The sequence below is a fragment of the Pontibacter sp. HSC-36F09 genome, assembly GCF_024171605.1.
GTDB lineage: Bacteria > Bacteroidota > Bacteroidia > Cytophagales > Hymenobacteraceae > Pontibacter.
In genome coordinates this window covers 322322-339656 of the sequence record NZ_JALKAA010000004.1, presented here as the reverse complement: position 1 = coordinate 339656, position 17335 = coordinate 322322, and the positions used below count along the sequence as shown (strand labels likewise).

At 52.2% G+C, this 17335-nt stretch carries 13 protein-coding genes; 7 read left to right on the top strand and 6 right to left on the bottom strand.

Annotated features, from left to right (window positions below):
* Window positions 1-100: 100 nt before the first annotated feature.
* On the bottom strand, window positions 101-2236 hold the full coding sequence (locus L1278_RS14355; protein ID WP_253405597.1) for a flotillin family protein: 2136 nt from the start codon (window positions 2234-2236) through the stop codon (window positions 101-103).
* A 5-nt stretch (window positions 2237-2241) separates the two neighbouring features.
* Window positions 2242-2868 (bottom strand): OB-fold-containig protein, encoded by a 627-nt coding sequence (locus tag L1278_RS14350; protein WP_253405595.1) that lies wholly within the window; start codon window positions 2866-2868, stop codon window positions 2242-2244.
* A 171-nt stretch (window positions 2869-3039) separates the two neighbouring features.
* On the opposite strand from L1278_RS14350, the gene L1278_RS14345 reads away from it, so the two are divergent.
* Window positions 3040-3690, top strand: a complete 651-nt coding sequence (locus L1278_RS14345; protein WP_253405593.1) for a CatA-like O-acetyltransferase — start codon at window positions 3040-3042, stop codon at window positions 3688-3690.
* A gap of 163 nt (window positions 3691-3853) precedes the next feature.
* A complete protein-coding gene (locus L1278_RS14340) occupies window positions 3854-4927 on the top strand; it encodes a 3-oxoacyl-ACP synthase III family protein (RefSeq protein WP_253405591.1) in 1074 nt (357 codons plus the stop codon).
* 65 nt (window positions 4928-4992) lie between these two features.
* On the opposite strand, the gene L1278_RS14335 is transcribed toward L1278_RS14340, so the two are convergent.
* Together L1278_RS14335 and L1278_RS14330 are read right to left on the bottom strand one after the other, a co-directional pair.
* Window positions 4993-5721, bottom strand: a complete 729-nt coding sequence (locus L1278_RS14335; protein WP_253405589.1) for a Mut7-C ubiquitin/RNAse domain-containing protein — start codon at window positions 5719-5721, stop codon at window positions 4993-4995.
* A 105-nt stretch (window positions 5722-5826) separates the two neighbouring features.
* The gene (locus L1278_RS14330) at window positions 5827-8295 is read right to left on the bottom strand and encodes an outer membrane beta-barrel family protein (protein ID WP_253405588.1); all 2469 of its coding nucleotides are present in this window, start codon (window positions 8293-8295) and stop codon (window positions 5827-5829) included.
* A 320-nt stretch (window positions 8296-8615) separates the two neighbouring features.
* Here L1278_RS14330 and L1278_RS14325 point away from each other — a divergent pair, with 320 nt between their 5' ends.
* From L1278_RS14325 to L1278_RS14315, 3 genes are all read left to right on the top strand, one after another.
* Window positions 8616-9926, top strand: a complete 1311-nt coding sequence (locus L1278_RS14325; protein ID WP_253405586.1) for an NCS2 family permease — start codon at window positions 8616-8618, stop codon at window positions 9924-9926.
* A gap of 63 nt (window positions 9927-9989) precedes the next feature.
* Window positions 9990-13262: a S41 family peptidase gene (locus L1278_RS14320; protein ID WP_253405584.1), complete on the top strand. Its 3273-nt coding sequence runs from the start codon at window positions 9990-9992 to the stop codon at window positions 13260-13262.
* A 272-nt stretch (window positions 13263-13534) separates the two neighbouring features.
* Window positions 13535-14593 carry an ArsO family NAD(P)H-dependent flavin-containing monooxygenase gene (locus L1278_RS14315; protein ID WP_253405582.1) on the top strand — a complete coding sequence of 353 codons (1059 nt, stop codon included), beginning with the start codon at window positions 13535-13537 and terminating at the stop codon, window positions 14591-14593.
* Between the two features lie 63 nt (window positions 14594-14656).
* Here the strand turns inward: L1278_RS14315 and L1278_RS14310 are convergent, their stop codons facing one another.
* On the bottom strand, window positions 14657-15421 hold the full coding sequence (locus L1278_RS14310) for an oxygenase MpaB family protein (protein ID WP_253405579.1): 765 nt from the start codon (window positions 15419-15421) through the stop codon (window positions 14657-14659).
* 475 nt (window positions 15422-15896) lie between these two features.
* Between L1278_RS14310 and L1278_RS14305 the strand changes: the two genes are divergently transcribed.
* On the top strand, window positions 15897-16139 hold the full coding sequence (locus L1278_RS14305) for a DUF3820 family protein (RefSeq protein ID WP_253405577.1): 243 nt from the start codon (window positions 15897-15899) through the stop codon (window positions 16137-16139).
* Between the two features lie 93 nt (window positions 16140-16232).
* Here L1278_RS14305 and L1278_RS14300 read toward each other — a convergent pair whose 3' ends face one another.
* Window positions 16233-16694, bottom strand: a complete 462-nt coding sequence (locus L1278_RS14300; protein WP_253405575.1) for a DUF4268 domain-containing protein — start codon at window positions 16692-16694, stop codon at window positions 16233-16235.
* Window positions 16695-16808: 114 nt separating this feature from the next.
* On the opposite strand from L1278_RS14300, the gene L1278_RS14295 reads away from it, so the two are divergent.
* Window positions 16809-17207, top strand: coding sequence for a hypothetical protein (locus L1278_RS14295; protein ID WP_253405573.1), 399 nt, complete (start codon window positions 16809-16811; stop codon window positions 17205-17207).
* Window positions 17208-17335: the final 128 nt, after the last annotated feature.

Here is a 17335-nt window from a genome sequence, read left to right as displayed (position 1 = left end):
ATTGATTTAGGAAACACGCGACTTCTTAAAAAGTCGCGTGTTTTTTTGATCATAGCATTACTCTTTGATGATTAATCTTCTCAGTATACCCTAACTAATCCTAGTTCAATGAAATATAAGGCTTGTCCGCGATCCCCATCGCCGTAGCCGCTGAGGTCAACTGCTTCAATGTGTTCAGCGTGCCTTCATCAGCACTGCTCTGCATCATCTTCAGCAAAATAGCCGACACGCTCAGGTTGCGCACGTCTTCGGAGGTCATACCGAACTGGTTGATGAACTGCTGCAGGTTCTCGCGGAAGTCCACATGGCCGTTGCCGTTTGGCTGGAAGAAGGTCTCCTTCACCGTGTTCAGCACTTCGCTGTTACCTACCAGTCGGTCTACCTGCTTGCCTTTGGTGATGGAACCCACGATCTGGTCGAAGAACATGGTCTCGCCACCCACGATGTCGATCTTCGCTGACTTCAGCGCCTCGGAAATTACTTCGGCCTGAGAAGCGGCAATGTCTTTCTGGATGCTGATGTGTGCCAGTTCGATCGCTTTGTCTTTCTCCAGACGCAGCTTGAACTCTTCGTGCTCTTTGCCTACGCCGTCCAGTTTGCGCATGGCCTCTGCTTTCTCCTCTATACCTTTGGCGTCCACCGTGAACTTCTCTCCGATCACACGGGCCTCTGCCAGACCGCGTTTCTCTTCGGCGGCAGCCAGGTTCTCTACTACCGTCGCATCGGCTATACCTTTCTCCTTCGTCACTTTGGCCGTTACCATACCCAGTCGCTCGTCGGCTTCGGCTTGTGCATTGGCTTTTGCCTTGATCACCTGCGCTTCCGCCTCACCTTCCTTCTGACGGGCATGGGCTTTGGCTTCCATTACCTGTGCTTCGGACAGGCCAATGGCTGCTGCCTGCGCGGCTTCCGCCTCGGCCATGGTCTTGATCGCCTGTGCCCTGTTGTTTGAGGATACCTGCTCCGCCTCGGCATCGATCAGCATTTGCTTGGCGCGGAACTCCGATGCCTGACGGGCTGCTTCGGCACTCTTGATCTCTTTCACCAGCGACTCTTCTGCTTCACGCTCCGCGTTCTTAATCGCCACGGCTTTCACACGATCTGCTTCAGCGAAGGCCCTGGTGTCCTTGATTTTCTCTTCTTCTTCTACCACGGCTTTTTCCACGGTCACACGCTCACGGATAATGCCCTGTATGTTTTTGCGCTCTTCTTCAATGGCTTTCTCTTTCTCGATCTGAGCGAGCGATACGATACGCTCCTTTTCATTGGCCTCCAGCAAACGCGCCTGCTCCACACGCTCTGTTTCGATGGCGTCGGTGCGTTGCTTGCTGCGCTCAGCTACCAGTATCTGGCGGTCTTTGTTCTGCTCGGCAATTTTCACTTCTTCGTCGGTGGCGATGCGGGCTTTTTCTGCTTTCAGGCGCTCTTCGTGGCGCACTTTTTCCATCTCGGCAAACTCACGCGATTTGATGTTGGCAATCTCGCGCTTTTGCTTTTCTTCGTTTTCAGCCAGCTGTTTCTCGAGCTCCAAAATGGTTTCCTGGGCCTCTACGTCCTGCTTTTTGATGGTCTTCTGCTTCTCGCGTTCGATCAGGTTGGCCTGTACTTTCTGCTTGGCCGTCAGGTCGATGATCTTCTTGATACCCTCGGCATCGAGGATGTTGTTCTCGTTCAGGTGGGTGAGTGGGGTCTGCTCCAGGTAGTCGATCGCGCAGTCGTCCAGTACGTAGCCGTTCAGGTCGGTGCCGATCGTCTGCAGAATCTGACGCTTGAAATCGTCGCGGCTCTGGTACAGGTCCACGAAATCGAAATGCTTGCCTACTGTCTTGAGTGCTTCCGAGAACTTGGCATCAAACAGGCTCTCCAATGCCGAGTGGTCAGAGGCACGCTTACAGCCAATCGATTGTGCCACTTGTATCACATCTTCCGGCGTTTTGTTCACGCGCAAAAAGAAGTTCACCTTAATATCAGCGCGCAGGTTGTCTTTACAGATCAATCCTTCGGAGCCGGTTCTGGAGATCACGATCGTCTTGAGCGTAATGTCCATCACCTCCAATTTATGGATAACGGGCACTACAAAAATACCGGAGAAAGACACTTTCGTATCGCCTAGACCGGTACGCACCAGGGCCTCGCCCTGAATGGCTTTTTGGTACATTTTGATAACGATGGCGATAAAGCCAATCGCGAATACCGCCAGTATAATGACGATAGACAGGGATAAAGATTCTAGCATGCGAATTAAATGGTTTGGTAAGGTTCTATAAGGTAAAATTTGTTTTCAGCATTGTACTCGAGCACGAGCGCGGTCTCCCCTTTTTGCACAGCGGAGCCCTGGGTCGTTCTGACATTCAACAGAAGCGGTGCGCCGGTCGTCTTCACGGCAGCCTGGCCCAGCTCGTTGCCGTTGGCAGGCAAAGTAACCGTGCAGATCTGGCCGATGATAGCGGCAGCCGATTCGTGCTCTTTCTCCATGGCAGCAAACACGCGAATGAAAGGCATGGTCAGGAATTTAGCCACAAAAAGCGCTGTGATAAAGGACGGGATCAGGTATAGCCAGCCTAACCAGGTATAGCCATCGTTGAGGTAGTAATTGGCCAGGATCGAGATCGCCCAGAAAGGCAGCGCCAGGAAAGTCAGAAATACCATGAAAGGCACCTTGCCCAGGTTGAAAAAGGCCAGGACATTGTTGAGCCAGCTGACGGCCGACACGCCATCTGCATCCACATCGGGCGCTACATCCACATCGAAAAAGTCGAGGTCCAGCAGGCCGAAGATGACGGCCAGCCAGTAAAGCAGCACGAAGGCCAACAGGGCGGTTGGGAGGATGTTAACGGCGGAAAAAGTAGCTTGTAAAAGTTCGTTCATAGGCAGAAGCAGGTTGAAAAAAGTATTGTGCTATAAATATAAAAGAATATTCATAACAAAGCATATACTTTTGTATTTCGCTCCTGGAAAAAAAGAGAAGTACGCACCATCCGCTATCTTTGCACTGTTATTTACAAATGACAGTCTAACAAAAAACTGCCCTGCTTATACATGCAAAGCCGCTACAGCAAAGAAATTATACCTATTGAAGGATGGGAACGCGAAGAGACATTCCGGTTTTTCAGCACTTTCACCCAACCGTTTTTTAACGTGCACACGGAAGCGGACATCACCCCGCTATACCTATATTGTAAACAGCACGGCTTGTCGGTTTCGCTCGCTTACATGCACGCTTCCGTGCAGGCTGCTCGGCAGGTAGAGAACTTTCTGCTACGCATTGAAAACGGACAAGTGGTTAGGTATAGCGGACTGGACCTGTCTACTACCATTCTGAAAGACAACAAGCAGATCGCTTTCACCCACTTCCCCTACCACGAAAAACTGGAGGATTTCTGCGCTGAAGGTGCCCGTATTATTGCAGCCGTAAAGCAAAGCGCCAAACTGTTCAACGGCCATCAGGGTGCAGACCTGCTGCACATGACCACGCTGCCCTGGTTCACTTTTAAAGGTATGGAACACGCATTCTCGATCGGCCACGAAGACCCGGGCGTGCCCAGGATTGGGTATGGCAAACTGGAAATGCGTGACGACAAGGTATACCTGCCCATCAGCATCGGCCTGCACCATGCCCTGGCCGACGGCTACCACATGCACCTGTTTTTGGAAGAGCTGACGCAGGTAGTCCAACGCTATACCTTGTAGAATTCTACGTATTTATTGCGCTATACCTGAAGCAAGTATTAAACGCACTGATGTTTCAACTTTTTCCCTAAATTTATCTTGCCGTATATAGTGATAACCAATATATTGGGTGGCAGTTGAGGCTCATCCCCAACTGATCTTTCTTACCTTTTATCTTACCAATATGTGGCGATCCGTTATCACTGGCACCGGCAGTTATATTCCGACAGAAGTAAAAACCAATCAGGACTTTACCTCTCACAATTTCTACACTGATCAAAACGAGCCAATCGGGGTTTGCCCGAATGTGGTCGTTGAGAAATTTCAAAAAATAACAGGTATAGCGGAGCGCCGCTACGTAGCCTCCCACCTCACTACTTCCGACATCGCCACGCTCGCGGCCGAAGAAGCCATCCGCAGCAGCGGCATCGACCCCGAAACGCTGGACATGATCATCGTAGCGCACAACTTTGGCAATGTACTTGAGGGCACGATACAGTCCGACGCCGTGCCTGCGCTGGCCAGTCGCGTGAAGCACAACCTGAAGATCAAGAGTCCGAACTGTGTGGCTTACGACATTCTGTTTGGCTGTCCGGGTTGGGTGCAGGGTATGATCCAGGCCGAAGCGTTTTTCAAGGCAGGTATGGCGAAGAAGGCGCTCGTGATCGGAGCCGAAACCCTCTCCCGCGTGATCGACATGTACGACCGCGACAGCATGATCTTCAGCGACGGTGCCGGTGCTTCGGTGGTGGAGTACCAGCAGGTGCCGGAGGACGGCAGTGGTATACTGGCCAGTTGCGCCCGCAGCCACAGTATAGAGGAGGCCTACTATATCAACATGAACAAGTCCTACATGCCGGACGGCGACCCGCGGGTGCGCTACATCAAAATGAAGGGCCGCAAGGTATACGAGTACGCCATCAAGCTAGTACCGGAGGCCATGAAGGAATGCCTGGATATGTGCGGCGTGGACATCAGTGACGTGAAGAAGGTGTTTATACACCAGGCCAACGAGAAAATGGACGAAGGCATGATTCAGGCGCTCTTCAAACTTTACGGCAGACGCGACATTCCGGAAGACATCATGCCGATGAGCATCCACTACCTGGGCAACAGCTCTGTAGCCACCGTACCAACACTCTACGACATTGTGCGCAGGGGACAGGATGAGAAGCATGAGCTCAACGAGGGCGACATTATTCTGTTTGCTTCCGTAGGAGCAGGCATGAACATCAACGCGATCTGCTACCGGGTATAATTTATACTTCTAAACCTTAAAATGAAGGCCTCACAAAAATAGTGAGGCCTTCATTTTTTATTCAGCTATACCTGCTCCTTTATTCGCCGGATCAACTCCTGCATCCGCTCATAATGCGAGCCTTTCCAGTAGGCCCGTTTGCATTGCTGGCACTGGTAAAACTCGTCGAAGTAGAGTTTGGTTTTGGCTGGCAGTTGTTCCAGCACCTCCTGTTTTTCGACCGGTACGATGGGCCCGTTACATACCATGCAGCGGGTGAAAGGCTGGAACAGATCGGCTAGTTTATACCTGGCGAGCACTTCCTGCAGTTGCTCTTCGGTTTGCTGGGAGCGCAGCCAGTAGCCGGCAGGTATAGCCTTGTGCTTGAGCAAGTTCACATCCCGCGTGAGCAGAATCCGTTGCTCTTCACTGGAGATCTGAACAAGTTCCGGATCATGCAGTTGCTGCTCGTATACCGTGTCGAAACCCAACATGCGTAAATAACGGGCCAGCGAGCCGAGGTGCACATCCAGCACGAAACGTGGCTCCGCTATACCTGGCAGCAGTTCCGCCTCCCCTCCTTCGTATGAATATACTTCCACCTGATCACCTGCCTGAATCCGCTGGCTAAAACTTAATTCTTCCCCATTTACCAACACGTTTTTCACCTCAAGATGCGGCACGCCCATCGCCTCGATCATGTCTTTTACTGTCTGGTGCTCTGCGAAGGTATAGAAGATGGCAGTATGCCGCTGGCGGGGCCGCAAAAAGTCTTTCAGGGAGTCGTGAAACCGGAAAGTAGCGGTATAGGACATGGGCACAAGGTATAACCAAGGTATACGCACCAAAAATAAAAGCGCCCAGGCAAAACCCGGGCGCTTTATCAATTAACAAAAACCAGTCTTTACACTTTCACAAACTTAATTCGCTCTTCTTGTTTCCTCTTCGGCACTACCGGTGCGGCGGCGCGACGGACCAGACTGCGCCTGCCCGAAACGGTAGTTGAAGCTCAGGGTCGCCACCTGCGTGTCGCGGCGCTGGTAGAAATTCTCTTCGTAGCTGGCCAGAGCGGTATAGCCGTTGGCTTTGTTGGTATAGAACACATCCGATACATTCAGCTTCAAACTTGCTTTTCTGTCCCAGAACTGCTTTTGCACGCCCACCGACATAAACCATAGCGGGTCAACTTCCAGGAAGCCATATACCTCCCGGCTGCGGTACACACCCACCAGTTCTGCTGACCAGTCGTTTGGCAGCTTGATCGTGTTGTTAGAGTTCAGGTTAAAGGTCGGGGTGCCGTTGCTCAGATCAGTGTCGGCCACAAAGCCCTTATAATGACCATAGTAAAGGGTGCCGTTGTTCACGCTGTTGAACCAGTTTCCAATCGAGAAGGGAGCTGTAACGGTTAAGCCGTAATAATCGAGCGAAGCTAGGTTGCGGAAGGTTTGCACTACCAGCTTCTCCCCTTCTTCGGCAGGCGAGAGCACCTGTACCATCACATCGGTGGTGCGGCTGTAGCTGAGCTTGGTGATGAAGCGCTGATCCAAAGTATGGGTCAGCTCGAAGGAATAGGACAGCTCTGGTTTCAGGAAGGGATTGCCAGCCGAGTAAGTGCTTGGGTCCAGAAAGTTCTTGAAAGGGTTGAGCTGATTGTAAGAAGGACGGTTGATGCGGCGACTCACCGACATGCCCAGGTCGTGCTTTTTGTTCAGGCTGTAGTTAACGGCTGCACTCGGAAACAACTGGGTATAGTTTCGGTCAAATTTCTGCCCGTCGGTCAACTGCCTGCCCTTCGCGATGGTGTTTTCCAGACGAAGTCCCAGTTGCAGCCCTGTCTTTTTCCACTTCTTGTTCGCATTCACATAGGCAGCGTTGATGTTCTCGTCATACAGAAAATGATTGCTTTTATCAGTGTCCAGTTCATTGCCGCCGTTGCTTCGGTCGTAGAATTCCAGGTCGTTGTCGGCCGTTACCAGACTGCTTTTTAAACCGGCTTCCAAATTCCCTCCTATACCTGCCAAGGGCTGACGATAATCGGCGCGGGCAGACTTGATAGTCAGGTCACCGTCCAACGTGCCGTAGAGCAGGTAAGGGTCACGGATCTGCTCGTTGCTCAGGTTATAGTAGTTGGTGGTGAAGTTCTGCTCGTCGGTGTTTCGGTACGAAATGTAGTCCACGTCAGCCGTGATCTCACTGCCCAGGCTGTCTATTGTGTGCTTCAGGTTGAAATTGTAGGCCTGGTTGCGACGACCGTGCTCCACATCGGCGCCCGTCACAAAAGAGGACTCCGCCTGCCCGTCTGCATTGATCACACTGGAACGGTTGTTCGTGCCACGGTCTATGTCCGACGCAAAGCCGCTGGCTACCACGCCCAATACTGTTTTAGGTGACAAAAAGTAATCAGCCCCTACCCTGCCGCTGTGGTTGTTAAACACAAAGTCGAACCTGTTCTGTTGGTCATAAGCGCCAATGAATGCACCGTTTTCGTCCAGGAAGCGGCGGTAAATGTCCAGGTCGTTGAAGTCTTTGCGCAGTACGTAGTTGTAGCTGCCGAAGAGGTTGAATTTTTTAGTGCGGTGATTCAGCTGCACGCCCTGGTTCGATTTGGCAAAGCGGCCCTGTCCGTAAGAGGCGCTGAGCGTGCCGTTGGTGCCCAGGCTTTTGTCACGTTTCAGACGGATGTCGATGATGCCCGAGTTACCGGCCGCATCGTACTTGGCCGAAGGATTGGTGATCAGCTCGATCTTCTCCACGCTGCTGGCGGACATGCCGCGCAGCATATTGGCGAGCTCCGAGCCCGACATCGGCACCGGTTTCCCGTCCACCATCACGATCACGCCCTGGCGACCGCGCATGCTGATGTTGTCGTTCTGATCGATGACCACGCCCGGCGCCTTCTCCAGCACCTCGAGTGCCGTGTTGCCCGCCGACACAATGCTGTTCTGCACATTTAATACTGTTTTATCGAGGTGCTGCTCGATCAGCGGTTTCTGTGCTTCGATCACGACCTCTTTCAGTGCCGTGGCAGACTGGCTCATTACAATCGGATTTAGCTTGAGGGCTTCTGCTTCAGCGTTTACGTTCGCTTCCATGGCCTTTGACTTGCCGAAACCGACCATGCTGGCCACCACCCTATACCTGCCCACAGCTATACCTTCAAACAGGAAGGCGCCGCTTTCATCGGACAGCGTACCCTTTACGAGTGAGGAGTCAGCTGCTTTGAGCAGGAGTACGTTAGCATAACCCATCGGCTTGTGCGTAGTTTCCATCACCTTGCCCGCGATTGTGGCCTGCTGCGCCGAAACGGAAGTGCAGACAAAAAGAAAAAACAGCAGAAGCAGACATACCTTGTCACTGTGTTGAGACTGGAGAGATAGAGAATTTTTCATGTGCGCTCAGTATTTATTTTCCATAGTTTGATTTTGCTGATTCTAATTGTGTGCCAGCTACATAATATATTGGTTATCTGATCCTTAAACATTTTTTTAAACCTTTTACTATCTTCTGAAGTGTCTGAAAATGAACACCCTGTTCTGAATTTGAACACACCCTGGCAGCAGGTATAAGCAATAGAGAGAGGAGATAGCATGAGGGTTGCTTTGAGGCAGGAAAAATCAAGCGAAGAAGCATGACTTTAACATATTTTTAACGCTTGACCGTATAAATTGCCTAATATTAAACTGCCATCCTTTATAACCCAGATCCGAGCATGGAGTCATATTTTGAGCTCAAAAAGAATAACACGACTATCCGAACCGAGGTCCTTGCCGGCTTCACTTCTTTTCTGGCAACGGCTTATATCATTGCGGTGAATCCCGCCATACTGAGCCAGGCGGGCATGCCTTTTTCGGGAGCGCTGACTGCTACGGTGCTGGTGTCTTTTTTCAGCAGTCTGATGATGGGACTGTATGCCCGCAACCCAATTATTGTAGCGCCAGGTATGGGACTGAACGCCTTCTTTACTTTCTCGGCAGTGTTGGGGATGGGTATAACATGGCAAGTGGCGCTAGGGGCCGTTTTCTGGTCAGGCATCGTATTCCTGATGCTCTCCGTGTTTAAAGTGCGTATCCTCATCGTGAAGGCCATTCCCCGTCCTTTGCGCTATGCCATCGCTGCAGGTATAGGCCTGTTCATCACCATCATCGGTTTTGCCAACGCTGGTTTTATTGTTCCTGATGAAGCTACCACGACGGGCCTGGGGCCGCTCTCTCCCTCTGTGCTTACTTTTTTGGCCGGCTTGTTTTTAATGGCCATTCTGATTGCCCGCAATGTGACGGGCGCCATACTGGTAGGTATAGCGCTTACCACGCTGGCCGCCTATCCGCTGGGTCGCTGGTGGGCGATGGATGCGGCCCCTGTCATCAGTTGGCAAGGCCTGTTCGCTGCTCCCGACTTCAGCCTGGTTTTGCAGCTGGATCTGGTTAACTCGCTGCAGTTTGCAGTTTTCCCTGTCATTTTCGCCTTCGTATTCACTGATTTATTCGATAGCCTTTCTACATTCGTAGGCTTGGCCGAAGCCGCCAACCTGACGGACGAGCATGGAGAGCCCCGCAACGTAGGTCGCTCGCTGACCGCCGATGCGGTGTCCACCACCATAGCTGGTTTGCTGGGTTCCAGCCCCGGCACCGCCTACGTAGAGTCGGCGGTAGGTATAGAAGCTGGCGGCCGCACCGGTCTGACCGCGGTTGTAGCCGGCTTGCTTTTCCTGCCCTTCCTGTTTCTGGCGCCGCTGCTTTCCATGATACCGGCCATTGCCACTGCGCCGGCCCTGGTGCTGGTAGGTGCCTTCATGGTGCGCCCGATTGTCCGGATCAACTGGCTGAAAATGGATGAAGCGATCCCTGCGTTTCTGGCCATGGTGCTGATTCCCTTCACCCACTCTATCTCGCAGGGTATCATCTGGGGTTTCCTCAGCTGGGCTGTTTTGAAAGTAACGACCGGTCAGAGTAGAAGTATCCCGATCACTTTGTGGGTCATTGTTGCCTTTTGCGTGCTGGCCCTCGTTATGCAGTCACATTAAGCACTTTGCCTATATTATATTAATAGCATCTTCCTTATCTTAGGGGCTTTCAATCCGAACCCTATGATCAAAAAGTTTGCTCTAGCAGCATTGCTGGCCGCCGGATCGGCGCTTTCAGTTGCTGCGCAGGACGCACCCTCCTGGATGCGTTACCCGGCCATCTCCCCTGATGGCAAAACCATTGTTTTCACTTACAAAGGAGACCTCTATACCGTACCGGCAGCAGGCGGAAACGCAACACCACTTACGCTGCACGAGGCGCATGACTACATGCCGGTGTGGAGCCACGATGGTAAGTCGATCGCTTTTGCCAGCGACCGCTACGGCAACTTCGATATTTTTGTGATGCCTGCTACCGGTGGTGCCGCCCAGCGCATCACCTTCCATTCGGCGCACGAGTACCCGTATGAGTTCAGCCACGACAACAAGACTGTATACTTCGGCTCTACCCGCCACGACGCGGCCAGCAACCGGCAGTTCCCGACGGCTTACCAGCCGGAACTATACCAGGTAGCCGTGTCGGGCGGACGCGTGAAGCAAGTGCTTACGACGCCGGCCGAAGAGGTAAAGCTCAGTCGTGATGGCGGCAAAATGCTGTACCAGGACCGTAAAGGCGGTGAGAACCAGTGGCGCAAGCACCATGTTTCTTCCGTTACACGAGATATCTGGGAGTACGACACCAAAACCGGCAAGCACACCAAACTCACCAACTACGAAGGCGAAGACCGCAGCCCGGTGTTTGCTGACAACGACAAAACGATCTACTACCTGAGCGAGGCGAGCGGCACCCTGAACGTGCACAAAATGGCTGCGCAGGAACCTGCCAAACCCGAACAGGTGACCTCTTTCGAAAAACACCCGGTTCGTTTCCTCACAGCTGCACAGGATGGTACCTTGAGCTTCAGCCAGAACGGCGAGCTCTTTACCAAGAAGCCAAACGGGCAGGCGCAGAAAGTGAACGTGCGCATCGCAACGGATGTCAAGACCAATAACGAAAGCATCCTGAAAGTGAACGGTGGCCTTCGTGATCTGGCGGTATCCCCAAATGGCAAAGAGGTGGCGTTCATATACCGCGGTGAGGTGTTTGTGAGTGCCGTGGAAGGATCGGTGACCAAGCGGATCACCAACACGCCGGAGCAGGAGCGCAACGTGAGTTTCTCACCTGATGGCAAATCGCTGCTATACGCCAGTGAGCGCGGCAAAAACTGGAAGATCTACAAGACGGACATCGTACGAAAGGAAGAGCCTTATTTCTATGCCTCTACCCTGCTAAAAGAGACACCGCTGATCGAAAATGAAAAAGAGAACTACGACCCGCAGTTTTCGCCAGACGGCAAAGAAATCGCTTTCCTGGAAGATCGCATTACCCTTAAAGTGCTGAACCTGGCCACGAAGCAGGTACGCACACTGCTCAATACCAACGAGCTGTTCTCGATGCGTGACAACGACCAGTACTTTACCTGGAGCCCTGACAGTAAGTGGATATTGTTTGAATACTCGGAGCCTGGTTTTGCCAACGGCGAAGTGGGCATTATAGCGGCTGACGGCAAGGGCAAAAAGATCAACCTGACCGAAAGCGGCTACAGCGACTACGCCCCCAAATGGATGATGGGCGGTGAGATGTTGATCTGGAACAGCACCCGCGACGGCATGCGTGCCCAGGCCAACAGCGGTGGTGCTCAGTCCGACATTTACGCCATGTTCTTCACCCAAGACGCTTTCGATAAATACAGACTGAGCAAAGTGGACTATGCCCTTGTAAAAGAGCAGGAAGAGAAAATCGCCAAAGAGAAGGAGAAGGCAAAAGAGCAGGAGAAAAATAAGAAGAAGGCCAAAAAGGAAGAGCCAAAGAAAGAGGAATTCAAGATTGACTGGGATGGCCTGACCAACCGCAAAGCCAAACTCACGCTGCACTCTTCCAGCCTATCCGACGCCCTGGTGTCGAAAGACGGCGAAACACTCTACTACCTGGCCAAGTTTGAAAAAGGCTTCAACCTGTGGTCGACGAACCTGCGCAGCAAAGAAACCAAAATGCTGGTGACGCTGAACGCCAACCGCGCCCGCATGCTGTGGGACAAAGAGCAGAAAAACCTGTTCCTGGAATCGGATGGTAAGATCGTGAAGCTGGACCCGAGCAACAGCAAGCAGGAAACCGTGAAAGTAGACGGCGAGATGATCCTGGACATGGCAGCTGAGCGCGCCTTTATGTTTGAGCACGTATGGCGCCGCACCAAGCAGACCTTCTACACCGCCAACCTGCACGGCACCAAGTGGGATGAGCTGAAACCCGACTACGAAGCCTACCTGCCGCACATCAGCAACGACCACGAGTTCTCCGAAATGCTCAGCGAACTGCTGGGTGAACTGAACGTGTCGCACTCCGGTGCCAGCTACAGCAAAAACGACCCGAATGGTGACGCCACGGCCTCGCTTGGCATCTTCTACGACCAGACCTATACCGGCAACGGCATCAAACTAGACGAGGTGATCGTGGGCGGTCCGTTGGACAAAGCCGGCCTGAACCTGAAGTCAGGTATGATCATCGAGAAGATCGATGGCGAGACGATCACCCCGGATAAAGACCTGGCGCAGTTCCTGAACCGCAAGGCAGGCAAAAACACCCTGCTGACCGTGACGGACGCCAATGGCAAAAACAGCAGAGACATCACCGTGAAGCCGATTGCGCAGAACGAAGAAAATCCGCTGCTCTACAAGCGCTGGGTGCGCCGCAACGCAGAGGAAGTAGATCGTTTGAGCAACGGTCAGCTGGGCTACGTGCACATACCGGGCATGAACGACCCGAGCTACCGCACCGTGTATGAAGAAGTGATGGGCAAATACGCCAATCGCAAAGGTATGGTAGTCGACACCCGCAACAACGGCGGCGGCGACCTGGTGGCAGACCTGGCCATGTTCCTGAGCGGACAGAAGTTCCTGGACTATACCACCGACACCCGCTCGACCGGCTTTGAGCCATCCTTCCGCTGGACGAAGCCGAGCATCGCGCTGGCCAACGAGGCCAACTACAGCGACGGCCACTGCTTCGCCTACAGCTACATCGACCTGAAGCTGGGCAAGCTGGTAGGTATGCCGGTACCGGGCACCTGTACCTTTGGCGGCTGGGAAATGCTGCAAAACGGCAGTGTGCGCTGGGGCGTACCACCACTGGGTGTGAAAGACATCAAAGGGCAGTACCTGGAGAACCTGCAGACCGAGCCCGACGTGAAAGTAGCCAACGCCTACGAACTGGTAAGCAAAGGAAAAGACCAGCAGTTGGAGGCAGCCGTACAGGAACTGCTCAAAGACCTGGAAGCACAAGGCCAGGCCCAGAAATAGGCTAAGCTCGTATACCAAAATCTAGAAAGCCCCGGCAGTAGTCGGGGCTTTTTGGTTTGATGGGCTGTTGGTCACGGCACCATCAGTTTCAGTAAGAATCTGTCATTCCGACCCATGGGAGAAATCCGGAATATTGTGGGCAAAGGAAAATTTCAAATCTCTCCAGGCTGTCGAGATGACAGAGTGGGTTCAGTATCCTTTCATGGGTTTGGAGTTCTCAAACTTACCGAGCATTTTAGTAACTTCGGAACCATACCTATACCTGCAGAAGCATGCAAGAGATTTACGAGACGGTGGTGGTTGGCGGCGGCCAGAGCGCCCTGGCCTGTGGCTATTACCTGCGCAGAGCCAAGCTAAACTACGTCATGTTGGATGACCAGCCAGCGCCTGGTGCCTCATGGCGCAAGTACTGGGATTCCCTCACCCTCTTCTCTCCTGCTGCCTTTAGCAGTCTGCCCGGTTGGCTGATGCCGGAGAGCAAAGCCCCTTTTCCATCGCGTGAAGAAGTGATCGACTACCTGACCAAGTATGAGCAACGTTACGAATTTCCCATCGAGCGCCCTGTGCAGGTTCAGGAGGTATGCTTTCGTGACGGGCTTTTCGAAGTAAGGAGCGCCCATAAAACTTACTTGGCGCGTACCGTAATCAGTGCAACAGGCACGTTTCGGAAGCCATTTATACCTAACTACCAAGGTGCCGAGACATTCCGGAAACTGCAACTGCATTCCTCTGACTACAAAAATCCGGAGCCATTCAAAGATAAGCGGGTATTGATAGTAGGTGGCGGGAATTCGGGTGCGCAGATTCTGGCAGAAGTTTCGAAAGTGGCCAATACCACTTGGGTGACCCTGGACGAGGTGACCTTCCTGCCCGACGACGTGGACGGCCGTGTGCTCTTTGACCAGGCATCGGCACGCTACTACGCCATGCAGCACGGGAAGGAAGTCAATCCCTCCCAGTTTCATGTGGGCAATATTGTGATGGTACCTGCCGTGAAAGATGCCCGCAGCCGTGGGGTCTTGCACACAGTAAGACCTTTCCATCGCTTTTATGAAGACGGTGTAATATGGTCAGACGGCCAGCAGGAAAAGGTGGATGCGGTGATCTGGTGTACCGGCTTTGGTTACGCGCTCGATCACCTGGACTGCATGAACCTAAAAGACCAGAAAGGCAAAGTAGAAGTAGAGGGCACAAAAGCCAAACACCAGGCCGGCCTGTGGCTGGTTGGCTACGGCAACTGGACCGGCTTCGCCTCCGCTACCCTGATCGGTGTCGGCCGCAGCGCACGTCAGACGGTGGCGGAGATTCAAGATTTTCTAAAGCAGGTATAGCGCGCCTCAGGTATAGCCATTTGTATTTAACATAAATAATCAACCCTAAACCAATTATAGCACTCAGGCGGGATGTACATCCAGTTCTTTTATCTCGGATTTGTAAGCCGGTGGCAGGATTAGGGATTTGATCAACCAGTCGGCACGCAAATGACGGCTCAGTTTGTACACGCGTAGCACCGGCCTCAGCGCCGACCACTTACGCAGGCCAAGCTGTGTACGCACGGTGGCGGGCATGATCAACTTCTGCCCTTCTAGCAACAGCTTATACCTGACGGGTCCCAAATGCTTGCGGTACTGCTTGTACAAATCGGTAGTGAAATGGCTGGAGGCCAAGTTTTCCTCTAAGTGCTGCTGTCGCATTTGCCGCCAGGCCTGGTAGTTATCTGGCAGCCCTTGCAGCCCCATGCGCGTGCCTACTCGCCAGAAAACCTCGAATACATTTTCTTTTTCGGGCTCAGTTAACGCCCGCTCCAACAACTCAAACGAGCGGATGGAATAGTCGATCAGCATGAACAACACGTCCCGGTAGGCCCAGTCAGGTATAGCCATGCCGCGTTTAGCCTCTACCCCGGCGTGTATCTTGGCCATGGTATCGATCGCTTTGTGCGCACCTTCCAGACTGGAGAACACGATCTGCCGGGCATAGCCTACCGTCGAGAACAGGCGTCCCAGAGGGTCGGCCGGTAGCCGCCCTGTGAAATAAAGCCAGTCCACCGCCTTGTTGAGGGCAAACTCGGCCGAAGCTCCTGCAAAAATGAACAGGATGGTGTCGCCCTTTCCCCAGATTTCGCGCACTACGCTGTCTTGCTTTACAAAGTATTCCATAATAAGAGAACAAAGGAGGTGGCCAAAATGTGCTGCTAAGGATGCTACTTTCCTGGTATAACATACCACGTAGCTTAAAATCACTTTATTGCACTGATAATCAAATACATAAATAAAACAATATACTTATTTTCGATAACAAGCCTTGCACGCTAAAAAATTTTGTGCTTATCTTTAGGTTCAGCTTTTAGCCAAACTGAACCCCGCTTAGCCTGCCCACATACTTTTGGGACGGGCTAAGCGGAATTCTTTTTAGGACCATTCATAATTCCAAATAATGGTTCGCCTGTAACCTGCAATCCTGTTCTCAGCCTGCCTTCTCAGCACACAGTTGCCTAAGTAACTCCAAACTTTCTGAAAAGCAGCACATTTACATGGAAGATATGAATCACAACGAGTTAGTTTTTGTGATCTGTCGCTGCTTTTGTTTCCAGATGCTTTTCAGTGCCTGCCATCTTACCTTATCTTTGGGAAAATGAACACGCCTATGCAACCCGACTCCTCCATGCTCATAGAACTGGTACGCATGAAAATGCCCTTCGGCAAGTACAAAGACACGGTGCTTTGCTATTTGCCTGTCTCATACCTGGAGTGGTTTGCCCGCGAAGGCTTTCCGCCAGGCAAGCTCGGCATGCTGCTGGCTACCCTCTACGAGATCAAGATCAACGGACTGGAATACCTGCTGGATCCACTTAAGCGGCAGGCCCGAAAACGCTAGGGTTATACCTAATTTTATCAGACTACGAAGAGTTGATTCAGATGATTGAGCTCTAAAGAACGCCCGCCTTAGTTATAGTCATCGGGGCTATACCTACCGTAGCTCGTCGAAACTGTATTTGGCGTCGTTCCAGAACGCGTCGAGGGCAACGATGCGGGGTTTGAAAAAGGAGATCAGCGCGGGCCAGTCATCCTGTTTGAAGACGCTCACTCCTTTCAGTTCTGTATAGATGCGGCTGATTTCTTTTCCGTATTCGTCTGTTGTGTGCAGGTCCCAGGTCCACTCCTCTCCTACCGTATCGTGCAACAGCTCCTTCAGTGCCTCAAACTGCTCAAAGAACATTTGCTGTATCTCCGGGTCCGGCTGCGTCATTTCGATGGCAATGGAAGCCTGCTTTTTATCAGCCTGCATGCGGAAGTACACGTTCTTCAGGCCCGTCTTGTAATTGATCCAGTTGGTTGGAATCCCTTCCGCTGACAGCACGGGGGACATATATTGTCCGAATGCTGTCCAGAATGCCTGTCTGAGTTTTGAAGCCTGTTCCCGTGTATACATGCAGTAAAATTGGTGATTGTAGAATTAAATAGCAAAATCAGAAGTGCAGCGCAGTAATCGTCATATAGGGTAAATAGTACGTAAAAAGGATGCTATACCTACAACGAGACACCCATGAAAAAATCGATTCTTCTATACCTTTTGCTCGTCACAGCGGTCAGCTGCCAGGCACAGGACAACCAAGAAACCCAACAGCCTGCCCGGCAAGTGGGAGGCCCCTGCGAAGGTTGCGAGGCGCTGCATGAGTACGGCGATAAGCCGCTTAGCCCGACGGACACCCTGCCCGCCTTTCGTTTGGGTGCTGAAAACAAGCTCGTGCTGACGGGTACCGTATACCTGCCCGATGGCAAAACGCCGGCGCAAGATGTCATTCTGTACGTTTACCACACCGACGTAACAGGTATATACCCTAAAAAAGGAGATGAAAAAGGCTGGGCCAGGCGGCATGGCGATACCCTTGTCGCTAACCGCGATATCACGTTGGGGCTTCATATACCGGACTACACTCCCTAACAAAAAATGGCTTAGTGATACCAGACAAGCGTTTTCTGCAACTTAAAAATTGCATTATCGTTGCTTGTTACATATTCAGTCTCTGCGATATACCTGCATTTTGGGTGGTACCAGGAGGCATAAAAAGA